The sequence below is a fragment of the Janibacter melonis genome, from assembly GCF_020567375.1.
GTDB classification, from domain to species: domain Bacteria; phylum Actinomycetota; class Actinomycetes; order Actinomycetales; family Dermatophilaceae; genus Marihabitans; species Marihabitans melonis.
In genome coordinates, this window is sequence record NZ_JAJBZM010000003.1 from 23,862 (window position 1) to 46,662 (window position 22,801).

The window sequence follows — 22,801 nt, forward strand, 5'->3', positions numbered from 1 at the left end:
CTCCTACCCGCGGGTAACGTGGTGGTCATGACGACGTCCGCGACCCAGACCCGCGTCCACGCCTTCGCCGACGACGCGCTGCGCGACGACGACGCGACGGGCGTGGCTGCTCGCGTGCGCTCCGGCGAGATCACCCCGCGCGAGGCGGTCGACGCCGCGGTGGAGCGCATCCGCTCGGTCGAGGTGCTCGGCGCCGTGGCCGAGTGGGACGACGAGCGCGCCCGCCGCCGGGCCGACGCGATCGGTGCCGGTGGGCCGGGCGCCTTCCACGGCGTGCCGACGGCGATCAAGGAGAACGTCGTCGCCACCGGCCTGCCCCTGCGGATGGGCTCCGACGCGGTCCCCGAGCGCCGCAGCAGCCGGGACGGCGACGTCGTGACGCAGCTGCTCTCGACCGGGGCCGTCCCCGTCGTGCAGACGACGTGCCCTCCCTTCGGCTGGACCGCGACGACCGAGCGCATCGCCGACGTCACACGAAACCCCTGGGACACGTCGCTGTCGTCCGGCGGCTCGTCTGGGGGCACCGCCGCGCTCGTCGCGTCCGGGGCGCTCCCCTTCGCCCACGGCAACGACGGCGGCGGCTCGATCCGCATCCCCGCCGCCGCGTGCGGTCTCGTCGGTCTCAAGACGACCCGCGGCCGGCTGGCCGGCGACGAGACGACGAAGGGGATGCCCGTCCCGATCGTCGTCGACGGCGTCCTCACCCGCACCGTGCGCGACACGGCGCGCTACCTCGCCGCCGCCGAGCGGCACCGTCCCCCGCGCTCGCTCGAGCCGGTCGGGCTCGTCGAGGGGCCGGTCGAGCGACGGCTGCGCGTCGGGGTGCTCGTCGACAGCCCGCTCGCACCAGCGACCGACGCCCCGACGGCGGCCGCGGTGCGCGCGACCGGCGAGCTGCTCGCCGGGCTCGGGCACGACGTCGAGGACTACGACGCCGCGGTGCCGCTGCGCTTCAAGGAGGACTTCCTCCACTACTGGTCGATGCTCGCCTTCGGGATCCACCGGAACGGGCCGCGGATGTTCGGCGCGGGCTTCGACCGCGACCGGCTCGACCCCTTCACCCTCGGGCTGTCGCGCCGCTTCGCCCGCAAGATCTGGCAGACGCCGTACACGCTGGCCCGCGTCGCCGCGGCGGGCGCCGTCTACGACCGCACCTTCGGCGACGTCGACGTCGTCGTCAGCCCGGTCCTCACGCACACGACCCCGCCGATCGGCTACCTCGCGGCCGACCTCGACTTCGAGACCCATCTCGAGCGGGTCTCCGCGTACGTCGGTTTCACCCCCCTGCACAACGTCACCGGGGCCCCCGCGATCTCGCTGCCGCTCGGGCGCACGCACGACGGCACACCCATCGGCGTCATGGTCCAGGCGCGGCGGGGGGCAGACCGCCTCCTGCTCGAGCTCGCCTTCGAGATCGAGGCCGCTCGGCCCTTCGCCCGGATCCAGGACTGACCTGGGCAAAGAGCCTCGACATGCGCGGGGCGCTGTCGGTGGTCCTCGGTTAAGTTTGGCGAGCCAACGGCAGGAGGCCTGAAGATGATCCGGCTCGACGGAGTCACCAAGCAGTACCCGGACGGCACGACCGCGGTGGACGACCTCAGCCTCGTCGCCCCGACCGGCAAGATCACCGTCCTCGTCGGGCCGTCCGGCTGCGGCAAGACGACGACCTTGCGGATGATCAACCGCATGATCGACCCGACGAGCGGGACGATCACCGTCGGTGACGCCGACATCATGTCGATGGACGCCGCCGAGCTGCGCCGCGGCATCGGCTACGTCATCCAGCACGGCGGCCTCTTCCCGCACCGCACCATCGAGCGCAACATCGCCACGGTGCCGATGCTCCTCGGGCAGGACAAGCGTCAGTCGCTGAGCCGCGCCCGCGAGCTCATGGAGCTCGTCGGTCTCGACGCCTCGCTGGCCAAGCGCTACCCCAGCCAGCTCTCGGGCGGCCAGCAGCAGCGGGTCGGGGTCGCCCGCGCCCTGGCCGCGGACCCGCCCGTCATGCTCATGGACGAGCCCTTCTCCGCCGTCGACCCCGTCGTGCGCGAGCAGCTGCAGGAGGAGTTCCTGCGCCTGCAGGACGAGCTCGGCAAGACCATCGTCCTCGTCACCCACGACATCGACGAGGCGATCAAGCTCGGCGACCACATCGCCGTGCTGCGGGTCGGCGGGCAGATCGCCCAGCTCGCCACGCCCCACCAGCTGCTCACCCACCCGGCCGACGCCTTCGTCGCGGACTTCCTCGGCAAGGACCGCGGCTACCGCGCGCTCGGCTTCGACGGGGCCCGCATCCCGCTGCACGACGAGGCGAGCGTCGTCCTCGGCGACTCCGGCGACGCGGCTCGCCGGGTCGGTGTCGGGGGCTGGGCGCTCGTCGTCGACGAGGAGTCGCGCCCGCTCGGCTGGGTGCAGCCCGAGCGTCTCGGCGACTCCTTCGTCGAGACTGACCTCGCGCTCGGCGGCACCCTCGCCCGCGAGGGTGGCTCGCTGCGCTCCGCGCTCGACGCGGCGTTGTCCTCGCCGAGCCGGCGCGGTGTCGTCGTCGACGCCGACGGCGTGCTCGTCGGCACGTGCCGGGCACCCGAGGTCGTGCGTGTCATCGAGGAGCAGGAGCGTCCCGAGGGAGGCGACGATGGAGTGGATCCTCGAGCATCCTGACGACATCGCCCGGCTGGCGCTGCGGCACACCTGGCTCGCCGGGCTGCCTCTGATCATCGGCCTGGCCATCTCGCTCGTCCTCGGCTGGCTCGCCCACCGGCTGTCCTGGCTGCGCGCCGTCGCGCTCACCGGCTCCGGGCTGCTCTACACGATCCCGTCGCTGGCCCTCTTCGTGCTCATGCCGCTGCTGCTCGGCACGAGCATCCTCTCGCCGGTCAACGTCGTCGTCGCGATGACGATCTACACGATCGCCCTCCTCGTGCGCACCGTCGTCGACGGGCTCGACTCCGTGCCCGCCGAGGCGACCCAGGCGGCCACCGCGATCGGGTACGGCCGGGTGCGCCGGCTGCTCTCCGTCGAGCTGCCGCTCGCCGTGCCGGTCATCGCCGCAGGGTTGCGCGTCGCCGCGGTGAGCAACGTGAGCATCGTGAGCGTCGCCTCGCTCGTCGGCGTCTCCCAGCTCGGCGACCTCCTCGTCGACGGCTTCAACCGCGCCATCGGCGGCGAGCTCGTGGCCGGCGTGCTGGGCTGCGTCGTGCTCGCCCTGCTCTTCGACGCGATGATCCGCCTCGCCGAGCGACTGCTCACCCCCTGGCGCCAGAGCACGAAGGGGGCGCGCGCATGACCTCCTCGATCATCGAGTGGCTGACGAGCGCGTCGTCCTGGCAGGGTGACGGCGGCATCGGGGCCCGTCTGCTCGAGCACCTCATGTACACGGCGATCGTCCTCGTCCTCGCGGCCGCCATCGCCATCCCGCTCGGTCTGTGGGTCGGGCACACCGGCCGCGGCCGGTGGCTCGTGTCGCTGGCCAACGCGCTGCGCGCCGTGCCGACCCTCGGTCTGCTCTTCGCGCTCGTGCTGTGGCTCGGACCGCGGCTGAGCGGTGAGTTGTACTTCCTCCTGCCGAGCGTCATCGTGCTCGTCCTGCTCGCCGTGCCCCCGCTGCTCTCGGGCACCTACGCCGGTGTCGAGGCCGTCGACCCGGCTGCCCGCGACGCGGCGAAGGGGGTCGGCCTGTCCTCCGGGCAGGTGCTGCGCCAGGTCGAGATCCCCTGCGCGCTGCCGCTCATGCTGTCCGGGCTGCGCTCCGCGCTGCTCCAGGTCGTCGCCACGGCGACCATCGCCGCCTACGTCGGCCTCGGCGGTCTCGGCCGCTTCATCATCGACGGCCTCGCCGTCCAGGACTACGCGCAGACCGCCGGGGGCGCCGTCCTCGTCGCCCTCCTCGCCGTGCTGCTCGACCTCGTCGCCTCGAGCGTCGGCCGGCTCGTCGTCTCACCAGGCCTTCGGGCCGACCCCACCCGCGCCACCCATCGGCGCACCCCCCTTCGCCGCTCGACGGCACCCACCACAGGAGACATCGCATGAGCACCGTGACCCGCCGATCGGCCCTCGCCCTCACCGGCCTCGCGGCCCTGACCGGACTCGCCGCCTGCGGCGGCGGGGACGACCCGCTGGCCAGCTCGTCCACCTCGCAGGAGGGCGGCGGCGGCTCGGGCAGCGTCGTCGTCGGCTCCGCCGACTTCTCCGAGTCGATCCTGCTCGCCGAGATCTACGCCGGGGCCCTCAAGGCCAAGGGCGTCGACGCCTCGACGAAGACCGGCATCGGCGCCCGCGAGGTCTACCTCAAGGCGCTCGAGGAGGGCTCGGTCCAGGTCGTGCCCGAGTACACCGGCGCGCTCGCCCTGTACTACGACAAGGACTTCGCCGAGACCGACCCGGAGAAGACCTACGAGGCGCTTGAGGCCGCCCTGCCCGACACCCTCGCCGTCCTCGACAAGTCGGCCGCCGAGGACAACGACTCCATCGTCGTCACCAAGGAGACCGCGGACAGCAAGTCGCTGACGAAGGTCTCGGACCTCCAGCCGATCGCCGGTGACCTCACCCTCGCCGCGCCGCCGGAGTTCAAGAGCCGCGCGCAGGGCATCCCCGGGCTGAAGAAGACCTACGACATCACCTTCGGCAGCTTCCGGCCGCTCAAGCCCGGTCAGGCCACGGTGCAGGCGCTGAAGAACGGCCAGGTCGACGCGGCGAACATCTTCAGCACCGACCCCTCGATCGCCGAGAACGACTTCGTCGTGCTCGAGGACGACAAGAAGCTCTACGGCAGCCAGAACATCGTGCCGCTCGTGCGCAAGGACCAGGAGGAGGCCGTCGCCGAGACGCTCAACGCGGTCTCGGAGAAGCTGACGACCGAGGTCGTCGCGGACCTGCTCAAGCGCACGGACATCGACAAGGAGGACCCGAAGGACGTCGCGCAGGCCTTCCTCGAGGAGCAGGGTCTCGCGTGAGCGAGCCCTCGGTCCTCACGCAGGTCCGAGGTGTCCTCGGCGTCATCACGCTCAACCGGCCGCGCGCGATCAACGCGCTCGACCTGTCGATGATGCAGTCGGTCACCGAGGTGCTCGACCGGTGGCGTGACGACGACGCGGTGCACGCGGTCGCGCTCGTCGGGGCGGGGGAGCGGGGGTTCTGCGCGGGGGGCGACGTCCGCGCGGTGCGTCAGGCCCACCTCGACGGCCACGACGCGGCCGCCTTCTTCGCGCAGGAGTACGCGGTCGACCTGGCCCTCGCCGACTACGCCAAGCCCGTCGTCGCCGTCATGGACGGCATCACGATGGGCGGCGGCGTGGGGCTTGGGATGAACGCCGACCTGCGGCTCGTCACCGAGCGCACGCGGATGGCCATGCCCGAGACGGGGATCGGCTTCTTCCCCGACGTCGGCGCGACCTACCGCCTGTCGCGCTCGCCCGACGAGCTCGGCACGCACGTGGCTCTGACGGGCGCCACCTTCGACGGGCCGGACGCCGTCGTGCTCGGGCTCGCCGACGTCGTCGTCGACTCCGGTGAGGTGGAGGGGCTGCTGGCCTCGATCGCCGACGGAGCGCCCGTCAAGGTCCCGGCGACGGGCGAGGTCGCGTCGTCGCTCGACGCGCAGCGCAGCTGGACCCGCGCGTGCTACGCGGGCGACGACGCCTCTGCAGTCGTCGCCCGGCTCGAGCAGAGCGGCGTCGAGGCGGCACATGAGGCTGCGCAGGTCATCCGGTCGCGATCTCCGCTCGCCGTCGCCATCACCCTGGCGCACCTGCGCCGCGCGGCGTCGGCGGGCTCGCTCGCCGAGGTGCTCGACGCCGACGCGGCCCTCGCCGCGGCGATGCTCGACGGCTCCGACTTCGCCGAAGGGGTCCGCGCCCAGCTCGTCGACAAGGACCGCACCCCCCACTGGCAGCACGAGCGGGTCGAGGACGTCACCCCCGAGCAGGTCGCCGCCTACCTCGGCTGACGAGGACCCGCGCGCTCACCCGAGCGGGCCGACGACGACCTCGTCGCCGACCCGCAGCACCCCGCCGCGCTCGACGTCGAGGTAGACGGCTGCGCACGTCTCGCGCTCGGCGGCCAGGCGCTTGAGCCATCCGTCGCCGGGCGCGATCGCCCCGTCCTGGTCGATGTCGATCATGCGGCACCGGGGGATCCGCTCGGCCACGACGAGGGTGACCTCGCCGACGGCGACCGGGCGGCCGACCCAGTCGTCCTCGACGAAGGGCTCGTCCGTCTCGACGACGAGGTTGGCCCGGAGCCGACGCGGGTCGGCGGCCACCCCCCAGCGCTCCTCGCACCAGGCAAGGGTGGCGGTCCCGACGAGGGAGACGTGACCCGAGTCGAAGTGCGGGGTGCTCGTCTCGGGGAGCACCCGGACGATCGCCGACATCGCCTCGCTGAGGTGAGCATCGAGGACCGGGTCTTCGGCCGACGCGGACCCACCACCCCACGACACCTCGACGGTGCCGTCGGACCGCGTGGTGGCCCGGTGCTCGAAGACCGCGTCGCGCCGGCGGAAGCGGCGGCTGCTCTTGCCCGACGCGAGCTTGCCGTCGTCGTCGACCACCGCGTACCAGCGATCCCCGACGAGGCCTCGTCGGTCGACGTCGACGTGCTGCAGGTCTTCGCCGCCCATCGACTTCACCGGGTAGCGACGGATGCTGCGCAGGGTCATGGGCACCCGACGACGCTATCGGGTGCCGGCCGGCCGGGTCGCAGACATGACGAAGGGGGACCCGCCGATCCGCGAGTCCCCCTTCGTCATCGGGTGGTCACTCCCAGGAGGGCTTCGCGTTCTGCTGGCGCAGGTCGTCGAGATCGGTGTCCTCGGACGTGGCCGTGGCGGACGGCTCAGCGGGCGAAGGGGTGTCCGCCGCGGGCTCGGTCGGGGTGACCTCGCCCTGGGTGGGCTCCTCGGAGCCGGTGACGGTCTCCTGCCCGCCGACCTCGGGCTCCGTGGCCTCGCCCGCGGTCGGGGACTCCGGCTCGGGCTGGGCGGCCGGGGCGGGGGAGGAGGTCTCCCAGGACGGGGCGGCGTTCTGCGCCGCGAGGTCGCCGTCCGACGCCGTGTCACCGGCCGGGGTCGGCGCATCTGACGCCGGCTCGGTCGGGGTGACCTCGCCCTGGGTGGGCTCCTCGGAGCCGGTGACGGCCTCCTGCCCGCCGACCTCGGGCTCCGTGGCCTCGCCCGCGGCCGGGGACTCCGGCTCGGGCTGGGCGGCCGGGGCGGGGGAGGAGGTCTCCCAGGACGGCGCGGCGTTCGCCGAGGCGACCTCGGTCTCCCATGAGGGGGCGGCGTTGGCCGCGGCCTGGTCACTCGCAGGGGAGGGCTGGTCCGCCGCGGGCTCGGTCGGGGTGACCTCGCCCTGGGTGGGCTCCTCGGAGCCGGTGACGGTTTCCTGACCGCCGACCTCGGGCTCCTTGGCCTCACCTGCGGCCGGGGACTCCGGCTCGCCCCCGCCGGTGGGGGCGAGCGAGCTGGTCTCCCACGACGGTGCGGCGTTCGCTCCCGCAGCGTCGGACTGCGCCGTGGCCGGCTCGTCCTTCGCCTCGGTCGGGGCGGCCTGCGGGGTCTCGGTCTCCCACGACGGTGCGGCGTTCGCTGCCGCAGCGTCGGACGGTGCCGTGGCCGGCTCGTCCTTCGCCTCGGTCGGGGCGGCCTGCGGGGTCTCGGACTCCCACGACGGTGCGGCGTTCGCTGCCGCAGCGTCGGACTGCGCCCTGGCCGGCTCGTCCTTCGCCTCGGTCGGGGCGGCCTGCAGGGTCTCGGACTCCCACGACGGTGCGGCGTTGGCCGATGCGGCGCCCTCGGACTCCCACGACGGTGCGGCGTTGGCCGATGCGGCGCCCTCGGACTCCCACGACGGTGCGGCGTTGGCGGCCGCAGCGTCGGAGGGAGCCGTGGCCGGCTCCTCCTTCGTCTCGGCCGGGGCGGCCTGCGGGGTCTCGCTCTCCCAGGACGGAGCGGCATTGGCCGACGCGGCACCCTCGGACTCCCACGACGGGGCGGAGTTCTGGTCGGTGACGGTCTCGCGACCCTCGACGGCCTCCGGGTCCTCGCCGGCCTCCTCGACGGCTGCCGCCGTCGCGGCGGTCTCGGCCGCGCTCGGGGGCTCGGGGGTCGCCCCCTTCGCGTCCTGGCCGTCCTGCGGGGCGGGCACGGCCGTCTTGGGCTCGGCCTGCGCCTGCTCCTGCGACTCCGTCGTCCCCGCCGTCTCCGGTGCCTCACGGACCGAGGCGAGGAGCATCTGGGCGATGTCGACGACCTCGATGTCCTCGCTCGCGCCCTCGGACTGCTTGGCCGTCAGGCCGTCGCTGAGCATGACGCGACAGAAGGGGCAGCCGACGGCGATGCGCTCGGCACCGGTCGCGATGGCCTCCTCCGTGCGGTTGAGGTTGATCCGCGAGCCGAGCTGCTCCTCCATCCACATGCGCGCGCCACCGGCGCCGCAGCAGAAAGACTTCTCCTTGGTGCGCTCCATCTCGCGCAGCTCGACACCGGGCAGGGCCCCGATGAGCTCCCGCGGCGGGGCGTACACCTGGTTGTGCCGACCGAGGTAGCACGGGTCGTGGTAGGTCACGCTCGTGCCCGTGGAGGCGACGTTCTTCAGGCTCGACTTCTCCGGGGCGCTGGGGCGGCGCACCGGGGCGAGCTTCTTCTCCCGGACGAGACGGTTGAGCAGCTGGGTGTGGTGGAGCACCTCGTAGGTGCCGCCGAGCTGGGGGTACTCGTTCTTGATGGTGTTGAAGCAGTGGGCGCAGGTGACGACGATCTTCGTCGCGCCGACCTCGTCGAGCGTCGCGACGTTCTGCTCGGCGAGCATCTGGAAGAGGACCTCGTTGCCCGCGCGGCGGGCGGAGTCACCGGTGCACGTCTCGCCGTTGCCGAGGACGGCGAAGTCCACCCCGGCGATGTCGAAGAGCTCGGCCACGGCGCGCGTCGTCTTCTTCGCGCGGTCCTCGTATGCGCCGGCGCAGCCGACCCAGAAGAGGTAGTCGACCTCGTCGGCGGACTCGACGTCCTCGCCGAGCACCTTGACGGTGAAGGGCAGATCCTTGGCCCAGTCCATGCGCGCCTTCGCGCCCATGCCCCACGGGTTGCCCTTGCTCTCGAGCTTCTTGAAGAGGCCGCCGAGCTCGCTCGGGAAGGCCGACTCGATGAGGTTCTGGTAGCGGCGCATGTCGACGATGTGGTCGACGTGCTCGATGTCCACGGGGCACTGCTCGACGCACGCGCCGCACGTCGTGCACGACCACAGGACGTCCTCGTCGATGACGGCGTCGGGCCCGTGCGGGTTGTAGGCCGACAGCGGGTTGTCGACGTCGTAGCCGGTCTGGCCGACGAGCGACATCGCGTCCCAGTCGATCGCGGTCGCCGTGGCGACCAACCCACCGTCGGTGGCCGTCTCGCCCGCCCCGGTGGCGAAGGCCGAGGCGGGGATCGCCCCCTTCGCGGTCTGCGGGCTGGCCGAGCCGCTCGAGATGATCCCGGAGACGTCGCGGGCGGCGGCGACGAAGGGGGCCTTGGCGTGCGCGTGATCACGCAGCGTCATCATGAGCATCTTCGGCGAGAGCGGCTTGTCGGTGTTCCACGCGGGGCACTGGCTCTGGCAGCGACCGCACTCCGTGCACGTGGAGAAGTCGAGCAGGCCCTTCCACGTGAAGTCCTCGACCTTGCCGACGCCGAGGCTGATCTCGTCCTCGGTCTCCTCCATCTCCTCCATGACCTCCATGGAGAAGGGCTTGCCGCCCACCGTCATCGGCTGGAGCGCCCCGAGCGAGGTCGCGCCGTCCGCGTGCCGCTTGAAGTAGATGTTGAAGAACGCGAGGAAGCGGTGCCAGGCGACGCCCATCGTCGGGTTGAGCGAGACGGTGATCATCCACGCGTAGGAGATGAGCAGCTTGACGAGCGCGACGACGACGATCGCCGCCTCGAGCGCCCCGACGGACAGACCGCCGAAGATCGCGCCGAGCCATGCGGTGAGCGGGAAGTGCAGCAGCGTGGCCTGCTCGGTCTCGCCCGTGCTGCGCAGGAGCGCGTACTCGAGACCGCGCAGCAGGGTGATGCACAGCGCGACGCCGAGGATCGTCGCCTCGACGTAGTACGCCTGCCAGAAGGTCGAGCCGTAGAAGCGCGAGCGGCGGCCGTCCTCGCCCGCCGCCGAGCGCGGGTGGTTCTTCTGGCGGATCGCGATGAGCGCGACGATGCCGACGAGGCCGCCGACGGCGAAGAGCTCGGTGACCCACTCGTAGGGCCAGAAGTGCCCGATGAGCGGGAGCACGAAGTGGGGGTCGGCCAGCTGGAAGGTGGCCTGGACGAGGGTGAGGAAGAGGATCCCGAAGGAGAGCATCGTCACCCAGTGGGCGATCGCCACGACCGGCAGACGGGCCATGCGGGTGTGCCCGAGGAACTCCCGGAAGAGCGTCGTCGTGCGGACCGCGGGGCGGTCCGTGCGGCTCGAGTCGGGCTGGCCGAGCTTGAAGGTGCTGACGAAGTGCCGCACGGCGCGGGCCAGCATGGCCCACCCGACGACGGTCACGGTCAGCCCGATGACGAGGGCGACGATCTCCAGAGCGGACATGTCGCGAATCCTACGGGCGGGTAACGGGCTCGTCGCCCCGGCTGTGACCTTGCTCGCCGCCCCCGGCGTGGCCGGCGTCGGCCGGCTCGGGGCTCGACGCCGACGGCCTGCCGGGCCGCAGTCTTGGGGGCCGGACCAGGTTGTCGCGATCAATAACAGGGTGTTGGAATAGCCATAACGCGATGTTCGTTATGGCGACGAGCATCACCGACCCCTCCCGGAAGGACCGCCGTGCCCATCTACGACGACGTCACCAAGCTCATCGGCCGCACCCCGCTGGTGAAGATCAACCGGATCATCAGCAGCGACGCGACCGTCGCGGCGAAGCTGGAGTTCTACAACCCCGCGAGCTCGGTCAAGGACCGCATCGGCGTCGCGATCGTCGACGCCGCGGAGGCGTCCGGTCAGCTCAAGCCCGGCGGCACCATCGTCGAGGCCACCTCCGGCAACACCGGTATCGCGCTGGCGATGGTCGGCGCCGCCCGTGGCTACGACGTCGTGCTGACGATGCCCGAGACGATGAGCAAGGAGCGTCGCGCGCTCCTGCGCGCGTACGGCGCCGAGCTCATCCTCACCGAGGGCCCGAAGGGCATGAAGGGCGCGGTGGAGAAGGCCAACGAGGTCGCCGCGGAGCGCGAGGGCGCAGTCCTCGCCCGCCAGTTCGCCAACGAGGCCAACCCCGAGATCCACCGCCGCACGACGGCCGAGGAGATCTGGGCCGACACCGACGGTCAGGTCGACATCGTCGTCGCGGGCATCGGCACCGGAGGCACCATCACCGGTGTCGGTCAGGTCCTCAAGGAGCGCAAGCCCGGCGTGCAGATCGTCGCGGTCGAGCCCGAGGAGTCCGCCATCCTCAACGGCGGCCAGCCCGGCCCGCACAAGATCCAGGGCATCGGCGCGAACTTCGTCCCCGAGATCCTCGACACCGAGGTCTACGACGAGGTCATCGACATCAACGCCGAGACCTCCGTCGAGTGGGCCCGCAAGGCCGCCACCGACGAGGGCCTGCTCGTCGGCATCTCCTCCGGTGCCGCCCTCGCCGCGGCCGACCAGCTCGCGAAGCGCCCGGAGAACGCCGGCAAGACCATCGTGGTCATCATCCCCAGCTTCGGCGAGCGGTACCTGTCGACGATCCTCTTCTCGGATCTGCTCGACTGACCCCATGGACCTGCTCGCTCCCCCTTCGCCGATGCCGGATCACCCGACCCCGTGGATGACCGTCCGTGAGGACGTCGACGCGGCGATGCGGCGTGACCCCGCGGCGACGTCGCGGCTGGTCGTCCTGCTCACCTCGGCCGGGCTGCACGCGATCTGGCTGCACCGGATCGCCCACCGCTGGTGGCAGCGGCCCGCGACGAGGTGGCCGGCGCGGCTGCTCGCGTACGTCTCGCGGGCGGTGACGGGGGTCGAGATCCACCCGGGGGCGCACATCGGGCGCCGCTTCTTCATCGACCACGGGATGGGTGTCGTCATCGGCGAGACCGCCCAGATCGGTGACGACGTCATGCTCTACCACGGCGTGACGCTCGGCGGGACGTCGCACGCACGGGTCAAGCGGCACCCGACGCTCGGCGACTCCGTGCTCGTCGGCGCCGGGGCGAAGATCCTCGGCCCGGTCCACGTCGGCAGCAACGTCAAGGTCGGCGCCAACTCGGTCGTCGTCAAGGACGTGCCGACCGGCGCGGTCGCGACGGGCGTGCCCGCGGTCTACCGCTTCCCGCAGGTGGAGGAGCAGCGCGCCGTCACCGAGCGTGACGTCGACCCGCTCGACCTGCCCTTCCTCGACCCGGCGATCTTCATCTGAGGACCGTCACGAGGCATGACGAAGGGGGTGCGACCACCTGGTCGCACCCCCTTCGTCGTGCGTGGGGCGGGTCTGCGTCCGGGCTAGCGCTCGACGCTCGAGCGCACGTCGCGCTCGGAGTCGGCGCTGATCCGGCCGGCGCCCTCGCGCAGGCGGTCCCCGGCGGCGGTGGCCGCGGTGCTCACGGCGTCGAGCGCGGCGGGGGCGACCCGGGTCTTCGCGACGTGGCGTGCGGAGGCGACCTGGCGCTGCACCGGCTGTGAGCGCCACAGCTGGCCGGAGCCGGCCTTGATCTGGGCGTAGCGCTCTCGTCCGGCGCGGGTGCCGAGGACGTACCCGGCCGCGGCACCGGCGATGAAGGTCAGCTTGGCCATGCAGGTCCTCTCGTCGCTCCCGGGCGGGCGGGGCCCGCTCGGATGTGCTGCGACACTACCCGCCGCCTCGGGTTACGGTGAGCCCCGGCGGCCCCCTCGTGGGGCCTCTGGCGGGTTCGCATAGTGGCCGAGTGCAGTCGCCTTGAAAGCGACCAGGGGGAGACCCCTCGTGGGTTCAAATCCCACACCCGCCGCCCTGGACGGGCCGGCTCGACGCCAGGTCCTACGGCGCGCTCCACCGGGTCGGCTCGCGCGTCATCTCGACGAGCCGGCTCTGCAGCCGGCGCAGACGGGCCGCGTCGACCTCGCCGCCCCACAGCAGGGCCGCGCTCGCCCCGTCGGCTGCGGCGAGCACGAGCTCGACGACGTCCTGCGGGAGGCCGTCGGCAGCGAGGTCCCGCTCCCAGCGCAGCTGGTCGGCGTGCGCGAGCTCGCGCACCGCGGGGATCGTCATGAGCTGGGCGGTGAGCAGGATGTCGTCGCGCAGCCCGTGCGGGTCGAGCGGCTCGTCGAGGCACGTGCGGACGTAGGCGCGGGTGAGCCGGCCCGGGGCCCCGTCGTCGGGGTCGTCCGCGGCCTCGACCGCCGCCCGGAAGCGCTCGGTCTGGTCCTCGGCGAGCGCGAGCAGGAGGGTCTCCTTGCTCGCGAAGTGGTAGACGAGCCCGCCCTTGGACAGGCCCGCCTCGGCCGCCACCGCGTCGAGCGTGGCGCCGGGGCCGGTGCGACGGACGACGGCGGCGGCTGCGTCCAGCACGAGACGTCGGGTCTGCTCAGGGCTGCGGCCGGCGGTGCGGGGCATCAGGCTCGGGTCTCCAGGGGCTCGGGGACGGGTGCGGCCTCGGGGGCCGTCTCGGACGGGATGGTGCGCCAGGCGACGAGCGCCGCCACGGCCATGATGGCTGCTGCGGACAGCGAGGCCACCTGCATGGCCCCGACGAAGGCCTCGCGCGCGGCCTCGCCCGCGGGCGAGCCGGCCTCGAGCACGCCGGTGGCCCCGGCGAAGGAGTCCTGCGCCGTGGCTCGGGCCGACGGGGTGATCTCGCCGGGCAGGTGCAGGCCGGAGCGGTAGGCGAGGGTGACGACGGACCCGAGCACCGCGATGCCCAGGGCGACCCCGAGCTCGTAGGCCGTCTCGGACACCGACGCCGCGGCGCCGGCCCGGGCGCGTGGCACCGCCGAGACGACGGCATCGGTCGCGAGCGTCATCGCCAGCCCGACGCCGAGCCCGATCGGCACGAGGGCCAGGCCGAGCCAGAGGTACCCGGGGGCGGCCTCGGCGACCGCGACCGCGACGAGGCCGACGGACGCGACGGCCAGGCCTGCGGCGATGGCGCGGCCCATGCCGAGGCGGCGTCGGGCCGCGCCGACGAGCACGACGACGGCGATGGACGCGAGGGTCGCCGGCATCTCGGCCAGCCCGGCGACGAGCGGGCGCATCCCGCGGGCCAGCTGCAGGTACTGCGAGAAGAAGAAGAGCAGCCCGGTGAGGGCGAAGATCGAGATGAGGGTCGCGAGCACCGCGCCGGTGAAGGCCGGGTTGCGGAAGAGGCTGACGTCGATCGTCGGGTCGGGGCTGCGGCGCTGCCGGCTGACGAAGGCGAGACCGGCGAGGACGCCGAGCGCGACGAGCCCGACCGTGGTGAGGTCGAGCCCGTGCGTCGTGGCGTGCTTGACCGCGTAGACGACCGGCACCACGGTCACGGCCGACAGCGCGGCGCTCACGAGGTCGAAGCGACCCGGTGCGGGGTTGCGCGACTCGGGCAGCAGGAGCAGGCCGCCGACGACGATGGCGAGGACGACCGGCACGTTGATGAGGAAGACCGAGCCCCACCAGAAGCGCTCGAGCAGCACGCCGCCGACGAGGGGGCCGAGGGCGAGACCGCCGCCCGAGGCCGCGGCCCAGACGGCGATGGCGCGGCTGCGCTCGACCGGGTCGACGAAGAGGTCTCGGATGATCGACAGCGTGCTCGGCATGATCGTCGCCCCGGCGACGCCGAGGAGCAGGCGGGCGGCGATGAGGGCACCTGCGGTGGGGGCGAATGCTGCGGCGGCCGAGGCCGCCCCGAAGGCAGTCGCGCCCACGAGCAGGGTGCGGCGCCGGCCGAAGCGGTCCGCGACCGTGCCCATCGTCACGAGCAGCCCGGCGAGGGCGAGCGAGTAGATGTCGCCGATCCACAGGACCTGGGTCCCGCTGGGGGCGAGGTCGCGCGTCAGGCTCGGCACCGCCAGGTAGAGGACGGTGCTGTCGATCGCGAGGAGCAGCACGGCCCCGACGAGGACGGACAGCGCCGCCCAGCGGCGTCGGGGGGAGAGGGGCGTGACGGTGCTCATCCGATTACTATACCGACTGGTCGGTGCAGTAATCCATTCGTCCCTGTTGTGGCTGTCGGTGCACGGGAGTTACATGGGTCCATGAGCCCCTGCGCGATCGTCCCGCCGCACCTCCTCGACGCCCTCGCCGCCTCCGGCGACCCCGAGCTGGCCGCCCGTGCGAGGCACGTGCGGGCGGTCGACGCCGAGCTGCGCCGGGCCCGGCGCACGCGAGGCGCGCTCCCGGACGAGGGGGCGACCCCGGACGCACCTGCCGGGGGCGGCGCCCGCAGCGTCCACGACGCGAAGGGGGAGCAGCAGCTGCCCGGTGACCTCGTGCGCGGCGAGGGCGACCCCGCGACGGGTGACGCGGCCGTCGACGAGGCGTACGACGGTCTCGGCGCGACCCGCGACTTCTGGCGGTCGGTGTACGGCCGTGACTCCCTCGACGGGCGCGGCATGGGCCTCGTCGGCACCGTCCACTACGGGCAGCAGTACGACAACGCCTTCTGGGACGGCTCGCAGATGGTCTTCGGCGACGGCGACGGCGTGATCTTCACCCGCTTCACCGCGAGCCTCGACGTCATCGGCCACGAGCTCGCCCACGGGGTCACCGAGCTCACCTCCGGCCTCGTCTACCAGGGCCAGTCGGGTGCGCTCAACGAGCACGTCTCCGACGTCTTCGGGGTGCTCGTCAAGCAGCACCACCTCGGCCAGGACGCCGACGCGGCCGACTGGCTCGTCGGTGCCGAGCTGCTCGCCCCGGGGGTGCAGGGTCGGGCGCTGCGCTCGATGTCGGAGCCGGGCACGGCCTACGACGACCCCCGCATGGGCAAGGACCCGCAGCCGGGTCACATGGACGACTTCGTCGTGACGAGCGCCGACAACGGCGGCGTCCACATCAACTCGGGCATCCCGAACCGCGCCTTCTACCTGCTCGCCACAGCGCTGGGCGGGCCCGCGTGGGAGCGCGCCGGCCAGATCTGGGTCGACACGATCCTCGGCGACATCCGGGCCGACTGCGACTTCGCCCGCTTCGCCGCGCTCACCGTGGTCGCCGCCCGGGCCCGCTACGACGACGAGGTCGCTGCTCAGGTGCTCGCCGCCTGGCAGGGCGTCGGTGTCGTCCCGGCCGAGGGCGAGGGCACCCAGGGGCCTGCGGACGAGCCGGCGGGCGGGCAGCAGCCTGCGCCGACCCACACGACGGAGCTCACGCTCACCAGGTCCGGGGGAGTCGCCGGCCTCGTGCGTCGGCGCACGGTCACCCTCGGCGAGCTGCCCGACGACGACCGCACCGCGCTGGCGTCGCTGCTCGCCGACCCCGAGCTCGCCGTTTACGCAGCCGCCGAGCCGAGCCGACCGGACTCCTTCTGCTACGGGCTCTCCTGCGACCAGCCTCCGCTCGACGTGCAGGTCCCCGAGCCGGTGCTGCCGCCCTCGACCCGAGCGCTCCTCGACCGCACCATCGCCGCGGGCGGTCCGCAGAGCGAGCCGCCGGGCGAGCCCGCCGTCGGGCAGTCGTAGGGTGCCCGGGTGAGCGAGCAGGGGCAGACGCAGACGGGCAGGCGCGCCGTCGTCGTCCTCAACGGGCCGAACCTCAACCTCCTCGGCGAGCGCGAGCCCCACATCTACGGGCACGAGACGCTGGCCGACGTCGAGGCGATGTGCGCCGCGCGGGCCGACGAGCTCGGGTGGGCGCTCGACTTCCGCCAGACCAACCACGAGGGCGTCCTCATCGACGCCGTCCACGAGGTCCGTCACGACGCCGTCGGCGTCGTCATCAACGCCGGCGGGTGGACCCACACCTCGGTGGCCATCCGCGACGCGCTCACCAACGTCAGCGGCCCGGTCGTCGAGGTCCACATCAGCGACATCCATGCCCGCGAGGCCTTCCGGAGCCACTCCTACATCTCCGACATCGCAGACGACGTGATCGTCGGGCGCGGCACCGCCGGGTACCTCGAGGCGCTCGACGCGATCCGCGCCCGGGTAGCCCCGTCCGGGCCCCCGGCCTGAGCCGGTTCCATCTCACCGGCTCCGCTCAGGGCGCGCACGTCAGCGGCATTGCTGATAGCGTCGGCGCTGAGTTGCAGTACGACTTCGCACGTTGTCGCGGGTCCGGCCCACCAGTCGGTCTGTTGTCGCGGGTAGGGGATCTTTGCAGCTAGCACAAGGAGCTACCTGCTCCACAGATCACACGAAAGAGATTCACCCCATGGCACAGGGCACCGTTAAGTGGTTCAACGCTGAAAAGGGCTTCGGCTTCATCGCCCAGGACGGCGGTGGCCCGGACGTGTTCGTTCACTACTCCGCCATCGACACCACCGGCTACCGCAGCCTCGAAGAGGCGCAGCGCGTCGAGTTCGAGGTCACCGAGGGTCCCAAGGGCCCCCAGGCCGACCGCGTCCGTCCCGTCTGAGGATCTGACGTACGGCGCGCGCAGCGCGCCACCAGCACCACACCGAGGCCCCCGGCACTGCCGGGGGCCTCGGTCTGCGTCCCGCAGCATTCGGGCTGGATGGTCACGGGTTGATATCGTCGCCGGGCGATGACGGATGACAGCGAGCTGACGCAGCCCGAGGGCGAGCACGAGGGCCACGGCTCCGAGTCCGAGGGGTCGGCTGCCGCGACCCGCTCGCGGCGCCTCGAGGAGCGGCTCCAGCGGCGCCGCAGGCGGCGCCGTCGTCTCCGCGTCGCGGGCATCGCCGTCGCCTGCGTCGTCGGGCTCGTCGGCGCCGGCGTGGCAGTCGCGGGCTACCGCCTCAACGGCAACATCACCCGGGTCGACATCGGCACCGGCTCGACCGCCCGCCCCGAGAACAGCGGCGGACCCGCGGGCCCGCTCAACATCCTCGTCATCGGCTCCGACACCCGCCAGGGGCTGGGCACGACCGAGTACGGCACCGACACCGTCGAGGGTGGGGCGCACTCCGACACCAACCTCGTCGTGCACATCTCCGCCGACCGCAGGTCCGCCTTCGTCGTCTCCATCCCGCGCGACTCGATGACGATGGCGCCCAAGGACTGCGAGGACCCCGCCTCGACCGTGGAGAACGGCGAGATGCGGCAGTGGAACTACAACTTCAACAAGGGCGGCCCGGCCTGCACGGTCAAGACCCTCGAGGGTCTGACCGGGGTGTACGTCGACCACGTCGTCGTCGTCGACTTCTCCGGCTTCCAGAAGATGGTCGACGCGCTCGGCGGCGTCGAGGTGTGCCTGCCCCAGCCGCTCGAGGACTCCGACGCGCACGTCACGCTGCCTGCCGGGCGGCAGAAGGTCGACGGCAAGGAGGCGCTCGGCTACGTCCGCGCCCGGAAGTCTCTCGGCGACGGCTCGGACCTCGGGCGCATCGAGCGTCAGCAGACCTTCATGTCCTCGATGGCCCAGGAGGCGACGAAGAGCTCGCTGCTCCTGCGCCCCGACCGCCTCTACTCCTTCCTCGACGCCGCGACGGAGTCGATGACCGCTGACGAAGACCTCTCCCTCGGCGTCCTGCGCGAGATCGCGAGCAGCCTGCGCGGCTTCGGCATCGACAACCTCTCCTTCGTCACGGTGCCGACCGAGCCCTACCCGGCCGACTCCAACCGCGTGCAGTGGCAGGAGAAGCCGGCGGCCGAGCTGTGGGACGCCGTGCGCGACGACACCGAGCTGCCGGGCGCGAAGAAGAAGACCACGCCCGCCACGCCGCTCACCGTCACCCCCGACGAGATCTCGGTCTCGGTCGTCAACGACACGAGCGCCGAGGGCCTGGCGACCCAGGAGTCCACGGCGCTCGGCGTCCAGGGCTTCGAGGCCACCGTCGCCGGGACCGGGCCCACCGGGCGGGTCACCGGCGTCCAGGTGCGGTACGCCCCGGGCGAGAAGGAGGCGGCCCGGACCGTCGCCGCCGCCTACCCGGGGGCCAAGCTCGTCGAGGACGACAGCGCCACCGGCGCGGTGGTCCTCGTGCTCGGCATGGGTGCGCCGACGGCCCGTGAGGTCGAGGGACGCACGGGCACGAAGGACATCCCGGCGCCGACGGTCTCCGCGCCCCCGGCGCCCGGCAAGATCACCGCGCGCACGGCCACCGAGGACATCTGCGGCTGACCACTTTGGAGACCACGCACTCGGCCGGTTAGTGTGTGCGGGTTGTCTGGAGGCGTCGCCTAGTCCGGTCTATGGCGCCGCACTGCTAATGCGGTTTGGGCTAACCGCCCATCGAGGGTTCAAATCCCTCCGCCTCCGCAGCAGAAGGGCCCCGCACCACTGGTGCGGGGCCCTTCGTCATGTGCGGTGACCCGCAAGGGGCGCCTCGCGCTCGCTCACCAGCGACGCATGAGGGCGAACTTGGCCACGGTCGCCGCGACGGTGCACCCACCGACCACGAGAGTCTGCAGGGGCGTCGGCGCGTGCGGCAGGACCGCCCCGAGGGCGGCGAGCCCTCCTGCGGTCATGGCCCACGTCGCACCGAAGATCGCCAGGCCCTGGGCCTGGTGGCGCAGGGCACCCCTCGCCCCCGACAGGCCGAAGGTCCACCTCCGGTTGGCCGAGGTGTTGACGACGGTCGCGACGAGCAGGGCGAGCAGGTTGCTCGGCTGCGGCGCGAAGGCTGTCGCCAGGACTGCGAAGAGCGCGAGGTGGAGCAGCGTCGTGGTCGTCCCGACGAGCGCGAAGCGCACGACCTGCCCGCCGACGACACCGCCCACGGGGGCGTTGCGCCCGACCCGCTCCCGGATCTGCTCGACCGGCAGCTCGCCGCGACGCAGCGCCCGATGGACCCGGCGCATCCCGCGCAGGTCGTCCAGCGCCGTACCGACGACGTCGACCCGGCTGTCCGGGTCGTCCCACCAGTCCACGGGCACCTCGTGGATGCGCAGGCGGCAGCGCTCGGCGAGGACGAGCAGCTCGGTGTCGAAGAACCACGCGGTGTCCTCGACGAGCGGCAGCAGCTCGGCGGCGACGTCGGCGCGCACGGCCTTGAAGCCGCACTGGGCGTCGCTGAACCCGACCCCGAGACCGGCCCGCAGCAGCAGGTTGTACCCGCGCGACGTCGTCTCGCGCAGCGTCCCCCGCACGACACGGCTCGTGCGGTGCAGACGGGTGCCGATCGCGAGATCGCTGTGCCCGGACATGAGCGGCGCGACGAGCGGCCACAGCGCGTCGAGATCGGTGGAGAGGTCGACGTCCATGTATGCGAGCACAGGGGCGTCCGACGACGCCCACACAGCACGCAGCGCGCGTCCACGCCCCTTGGCGTCGAGGTATACGGCGGCGACCTCGGGCAGCTCCTCGACGAGGTCCAGCGCGACCTGCCACGTGCGGTCCGTGCTCGCGTTGTCGGCCACGGTGATCCGGTAGGGATAGGGGAAGGTGTCGCGCAGGTGCGCGTGCAGCCGGCGCACGCACGCCGCGAGCGCGGCCTCCTCGTCGTAGACCGGCACGACGACGTCGAGCACGGGCGACGGCCCGGGGCGCTCCTGCTGCACCCGGGTCACCGGGTCGGGGGTCGTCGCCGGGGCGAAGGGGGGACCTGTCACCTCGGGTGTCGGCTCGGTGCGCACGAGGGTGCTCATGACGCCGCCTGCGTCGTGGCGAGCGGCGCGGTGAGGTCGTAGAAGGTCGTCCCGTCGATGCTCACCTGCTCGTACCGGCTCGAGGCCCACTCGAGGATCTGCGCGGCCGACCCCGAGCCCGACCCACCCATCCCGCTGCCGGCGAGCAGGTAGTGGATGTCGCCGTCGGCGACGAGCTGCTGCATCTCCTCGAGGGTCGGGCTCGGGTCTGAGCCGTTGAAGCCTCCGATCGCCATGACGGGCAGCTCGGTCGCGAGCTGCAGGCCCGCGGCGTTCTGGCTGCCGACCGCCGCCGCGACCCAGCGGTAGCGGGACGCGTCCTGGGAGAGGGCTGCGACGACCTCGGTGCTCGGGGTGCTGGCGTCGAGCAGCCCACCCATGCCACCGGCACCGCCACCGGCCGGAGCGCCGCCTGGTGCTGCACCCGGCGCGGTGCCCTGCCCGGGCATGGCCTGGGGAGGCTGAGCGCCCTGTCTTCCCGGGCCCCCGGGACCTCCCGGGTTCCCAGGTCCGCCCTGCCCGCCCGGACCTCCCTGACCCCCGGGCCCGCCCCGGCCAGCGGTGCTCGGGCCTGCCGTGACGATCGACCCGGTGTGCGCCTGCGAGATCGTCGTCGCGGAGTAGGCCGTCGGGCCGAGCAGGAGCGCGACGACGGCGGCGCTCGCGACGGCCGCGGCTGCCCGGCGGCTCATCCGGTCGGCGAGGAGCAGACCGAGGGCGGCTGCGAGGCCGAGGACGAGGACGCTCACCCGCAGCCAGTCGCCGTACGCGGTCGTGCGGCTGAGCAGGACGGCGGACCACGCCGCTCCGACGGCGGTCGCGCCGGCGAGGACGAGCCTGCCCCCCAGGCGTCCACGAGCCGACCACACGTCCGCGGCGCCCATGCCGACGAGAGCGGCCACGGCCGGGGCGAGAGCGACGGTGTAGTACTCGTGGAAGATCCCGGCCATGAAGGAGAAGGTGAGGGCGGTGACGACGAGCCAGCCGCCCCACACGACGTAGGCGGCGCGACGCAGGTCGGTGCGCGGGGCGCGTCCCCGCAGCCACAGCCCGGCGACGAGCAGGACGAGCGCGGTGGGGACGAGCCACGAGATCTGCCCGCCGATGCTCGAGGAGAAGAGGCGACCGATGCCGGTCTCGCCCCACCCACCACCGCCCCCGACCGAGCCCGTCTCCTCGCCGTTGATCCGGCCCAGGCCGTTGTACCCGAAGGTCAGCTCGAGGAAGGAGTTGGTCTGGCTGCCGCCGATGTAGGGCCGCATGCTCGCGGGCACGACCTCGACGACCGCGACCCACCACCCCGCGGACACGACGGCGGCTGCCGACGCGACCAGCGCGCCGAGGGCACGCCGCCGTCCGCTCGTCCGGGCAGCGAGAAGCCAGGCCAGCCCGAGCGCGGGGACGACGAGCAGGACCTGCAGGGTCTTCGTGAGGAAGCCCAGGCCGACCAGCACGCCGACGAGGCCGATCCACCGCACCGAGCCGCGCTCGACGGCACGGACGGTCGCCCAGGCGGAGAGCGCCATGAGGAGCACCAGGAGGGCGTCGGGGTTGTTGAAGCGGAACATGAGCACCGCGACCGGGGTGAGGGCGAGGACGGCGCCCGCGAGCAGGCCGGCACATGCACCGCTGACCCGCTTGACGGTCACGGCGACGACACCGGTCGTCGCGACGCCCATGAGCACCTGCGGCAGCAGGATGCTCAGGCTGCTCAGCCCGAGCAGCCGCACCGACAGGGCCATGACCCACAACGCGGCCGGGGGCTTGTCGACGGTGATCGACCCACTCGCGTCCGACGCCCCGTAGAAGAAGGCCTCCCACGACTGGCTCCCGGCCTGCGCGGCCGCCGAGTAGAAGGAGTTCGCCCAGCCGCTCGCCGTGAGCTGCCAGCTGTACGTCGCGAGGGTGAGGGCGAGCAGGGCGACGAGGGCGGGGCGGGCCCACGCCGGGTCGTCGGCCGGGCCGCGCCACATCCGCGCGAGGCGGTGGCGGGCCGCGGCCGGCCGGGTGCCGACCTGGCGGGCGAAGGGAGAGCCGGCGGCGCCGTCGGCGGTGCGGGGGAGGGTTGTCGAGAGCATGCCGACACGCTCGAGCCCGCCGCTGTGGTCGGCCTGTGGCGGTCCTGAGGTGCGCTCCTGACTGCCTCACGCCGCCGGCGGTGCAGGGACTCCCTTCGCTGAGCGCACGGTCCTCGC

19 protein-coding genes and 2 tRNA genes are annotated in these 22,801 nt (G+C 72.9%); 14 read left to right on the forward strand and 7 right to left on the reverse strand.

Annotation, left to right across the window (positions count from 1 at the left end; all coding sequences use genetic code 11):
- Positions 1-27: 27 nt before the first annotated feature.
- From LIV55_RS12160 to LIV55_RS12185, 6 genes are all read left to right on the forward strand, one after another.
- Positions 28-1,452 (forward strand): amidase, encoded by a 1,425-nt coding sequence (locus LIV55_RS12160; RefSeq protein ID WP_229300399.1) that lies wholly within the window; start codon positions 28-30, stop codon positions 1,450-1,452.
- An 84-nt stretch (positions 1,453-1,536) separates the two neighbouring features.
- Complete coding sequence (locus LIV55_RS12165; protein WP_229300400.1) at positions 1,537-2,661, forward strand: ABC transporter ATP-binding protein; 1,125 nt, start codon at positions 1,537-1,539, stop codon at positions 2,659-2,661.
- Positions 2,636-3,286 (forward strand): ABC transporter permease, encoded by a 651-nt coding sequence (locus LIV55_RS12170; RefSeq protein WP_229300401.1) that lies wholly within the window; start codon positions 2,636-2,638, stop codon positions 3,284-3,286. Before LIV55_RS12165 ends, LIV55_RS12170 begins: the two co-directional genes overlap by 26 nt.
- The gene (locus LIV55_RS12175) at positions 3,283-4,029 is read left to right on the forward strand and encodes an ABC transporter permease (protein WP_123091480.1); all 747 of its coding nucleotides are present in this window, start codon (positions 3,283-3,285) and stop codon (positions 4,027-4,029) included. The genes LIV55_RS12170 and LIV55_RS12175 overlap by 4 nt, the downstream gene beginning before the upstream one ends.
- Positions 4,026-4,952, forward strand: a complete 927-nt coding sequence (locus LIV55_RS12180; protein WP_123091479.1) for an ABC transporter substrate-binding protein — start codon at positions 4,026-4,028, stop codon at positions 4,950-4,952. The genes LIV55_RS12175 and LIV55_RS12180 overlap by 4 nt, the downstream gene beginning before the upstream one ends.
- Positions 4,949-5,944 (forward strand): enoyl-CoA hydratase/isomerase family protein, encoded by a 996-nt coding sequence (locus tag LIV55_RS12185; RefSeq protein WP_229300402.1) that lies wholly within the window; start codon positions 4,949-4,951, stop codon positions 5,942-5,944. Before LIV55_RS12180 ends, LIV55_RS12185 begins: the two co-directional genes overlap by 4 nt.
- A 15-nt stretch (positions 5,945-5,959) precedes the next feature.
- Here LIV55_RS12185 and LIV55_RS12190 read toward each other — a convergent pair whose 3' ends face one another.
- Complete coding sequence (locus tag LIV55_RS12190; RefSeq protein ID WP_229300963.1) at positions 5,960-6,655, reverse strand: MOSC domain-containing protein; 696 nt, start codon at positions 6,653-6,655, stop codon at positions 5,960-5,962.
- Between the two features lie 97 nt (positions 6,656-6,752).
- Positions 6,753-10,562 carry a heterodisulfide reductase-related iron-sulfur binding cluster gene (locus LIV55_RS12195; RefSeq protein WP_229300403.1) on the reverse strand — a complete coding sequence of 1,270 codons (3,810 nt, stop codon included), beginning with the start codon at positions 10,560-10,562 and terminating at the stop codon, positions 6,753-6,755.
- 231 nt (positions 10,563-10,793) lie between these two features.
- On the opposite strand from LIV55_RS12195, the gene cysK reads away from it, so the two are divergent.
- Both cysK and cysE read left to right on the forward strand, forming a co-directional pair.
- The gene (gene cysK / locus LIV55_RS12200; protein WP_229300404.1) at positions 10,794-11,723 is read left to right on the forward strand and encodes a cysteine synthase A; all 930 of its coding nucleotides are present in this window, start codon (positions 10,794-10,796) and stop codon (positions 11,721-11,723) included.
- Between the two features lie 4 nt (positions 11,724-11,727).
- Entirely contained in the window at positions 11,728-12,369 is a 642-nt protein-coding gene (gene cysE, locus LIV55_RS12205; protein ID WP_224767028.1) for a serine O-acetyltransferase, read from the forward strand.
- An 83-nt stretch (positions 12,370-12,452) separates the two neighbouring features.
- Here cysE and LIV55_RS12210 read toward each other — a convergent pair whose 3' ends face one another.
- Positions 12,453-12,743: a hypothetical protein gene (locus LIV55_RS12210; RefSeq protein WP_068272581.1), complete on the reverse strand. Its 291-nt coding sequence runs from the start codon at positions 12,741-12,743 to the stop codon at positions 12,453-12,455.
- 109 nt (positions 12,744-12,852) lie between these two features.
- Between LIV55_RS12210 and LIV55_RS12215 the strand changes: the two genes are divergently transcribed.
- Positions 12,853-12,937 (forward strand) — tRNA-Ser (locus tag LIV55_RS12215).
- A 29-nt stretch (positions 12,938-12,966) separates the two neighbouring features.
- On the opposite strand, the gene LIV55_RS12220 is transcribed toward LIV55_RS12215, so the two are convergent.
- Positions 12,967-13,542: a TetR/AcrR family transcriptional regulator gene (locus tag LIV55_RS12220; RefSeq protein WP_191681640.1), complete on the reverse strand. Its 576-nt coding sequence runs from the start codon at positions 13,540-13,542 to the stop codon at positions 12,967-12,969.
- Positions 13,542-15,074, reverse strand: coding sequence for an MFS transporter (locus tag LIV55_RS12225; RefSeq protein ID WP_201465224.1), 1,533 nt, complete (start codon positions 15,072-15,074; stop codon positions 13,542-13,544). The genes LIV55_RS12220 and LIV55_RS12225 overlap by 1 nt, the downstream gene beginning before the upstream one ends.
- Positions 15,075-15,155: 81 nt before the next feature.
- Here LIV55_RS12225 and LIV55_RS12230 point away from each other — a divergent pair, with 81 nt between their 5' ends.
- From LIV55_RS12230 to LIV55_RS12250, 5 genes are all read left to right on the forward strand, one after another.
- The gene (locus LIV55_RS12230; protein ID WP_229300405.1) at positions 15,156-16,577 is read left to right on the forward strand and encodes a protealysin inhibitor emfourin; all 1,422 of its coding nucleotides are present in this window, start codon (positions 15,156-15,158) and stop codon (positions 16,575-16,577) included.
- 9 nt (positions 16,578-16,586) lie between these two features.
- A complete protein-coding gene (aroQ, locus tag LIV55_RS12235; protein ID WP_229300406.1) occupies positions 16,587-17,069 on the forward strand; it encodes a type II 3-dehydroquinate dehydratase in 483 nt (160 codons plus the stop codon).
- Positions 17,070-17,268: 199 nt separating this feature from the next.
- Positions 17,269-17,472: a cold-shock protein gene (locus LIV55_RS12240; protein ID WP_068272603.1), complete on the forward strand. Its 204-nt coding sequence runs from the start codon at positions 17,269-17,271 to the stop codon at positions 17,470-17,472.
- Between the two features lie 129 nt (positions 17,473-17,601).
- Positions 17,602-19,140: an LCP family protein gene (locus LIV55_RS12245; RefSeq protein WP_229300407.1), complete on the forward strand. Its 1,539-nt coding sequence runs from the start codon at positions 17,602-17,604 to the stop codon at positions 19,138-19,140.
- 48 nt (positions 19,141-19,188) lie between these two features.
- A tRNA-Ser gene (locus LIV55_RS12250) sits at positions 19,189-19,278 on the forward strand.
- A 77-nt stretch (positions 19,279-19,355) separates the two neighbouring features.
- Here LIV55_RS12250 and LIV55_RS12255 read toward each other — a convergent pair.
- Both LIV55_RS12255 and LIV55_RS12260 read right to left on the reverse strand, forming a co-directional pair.
- Positions 19,356-20,606 carry a bifunctional glycosyltransferase family 2/GtrA family protein gene (locus tag LIV55_RS12255; protein WP_229300408.1) on the reverse strand — a complete coding sequence of 417 codons (1,251 nt, stop codon included), beginning with the start codon at positions 20,604-20,606 and terminating at the stop codon, positions 19,356-19,358.
- Positions 20,603-22,684 (reverse strand): glycosyltransferase family 39 protein, encoded by a 2,082-nt coding sequence (locus LIV55_RS12260; protein ID WP_229300409.1) that lies wholly within the window; start codon positions 22,682-22,684, stop codon positions 20,603-20,605. Before LIV55_RS12260 ends, LIV55_RS12255 begins: the two co-directional genes overlap by 4 nt.
- Positions 22,685-22,801 lie beyond the last annotated feature (117 nt).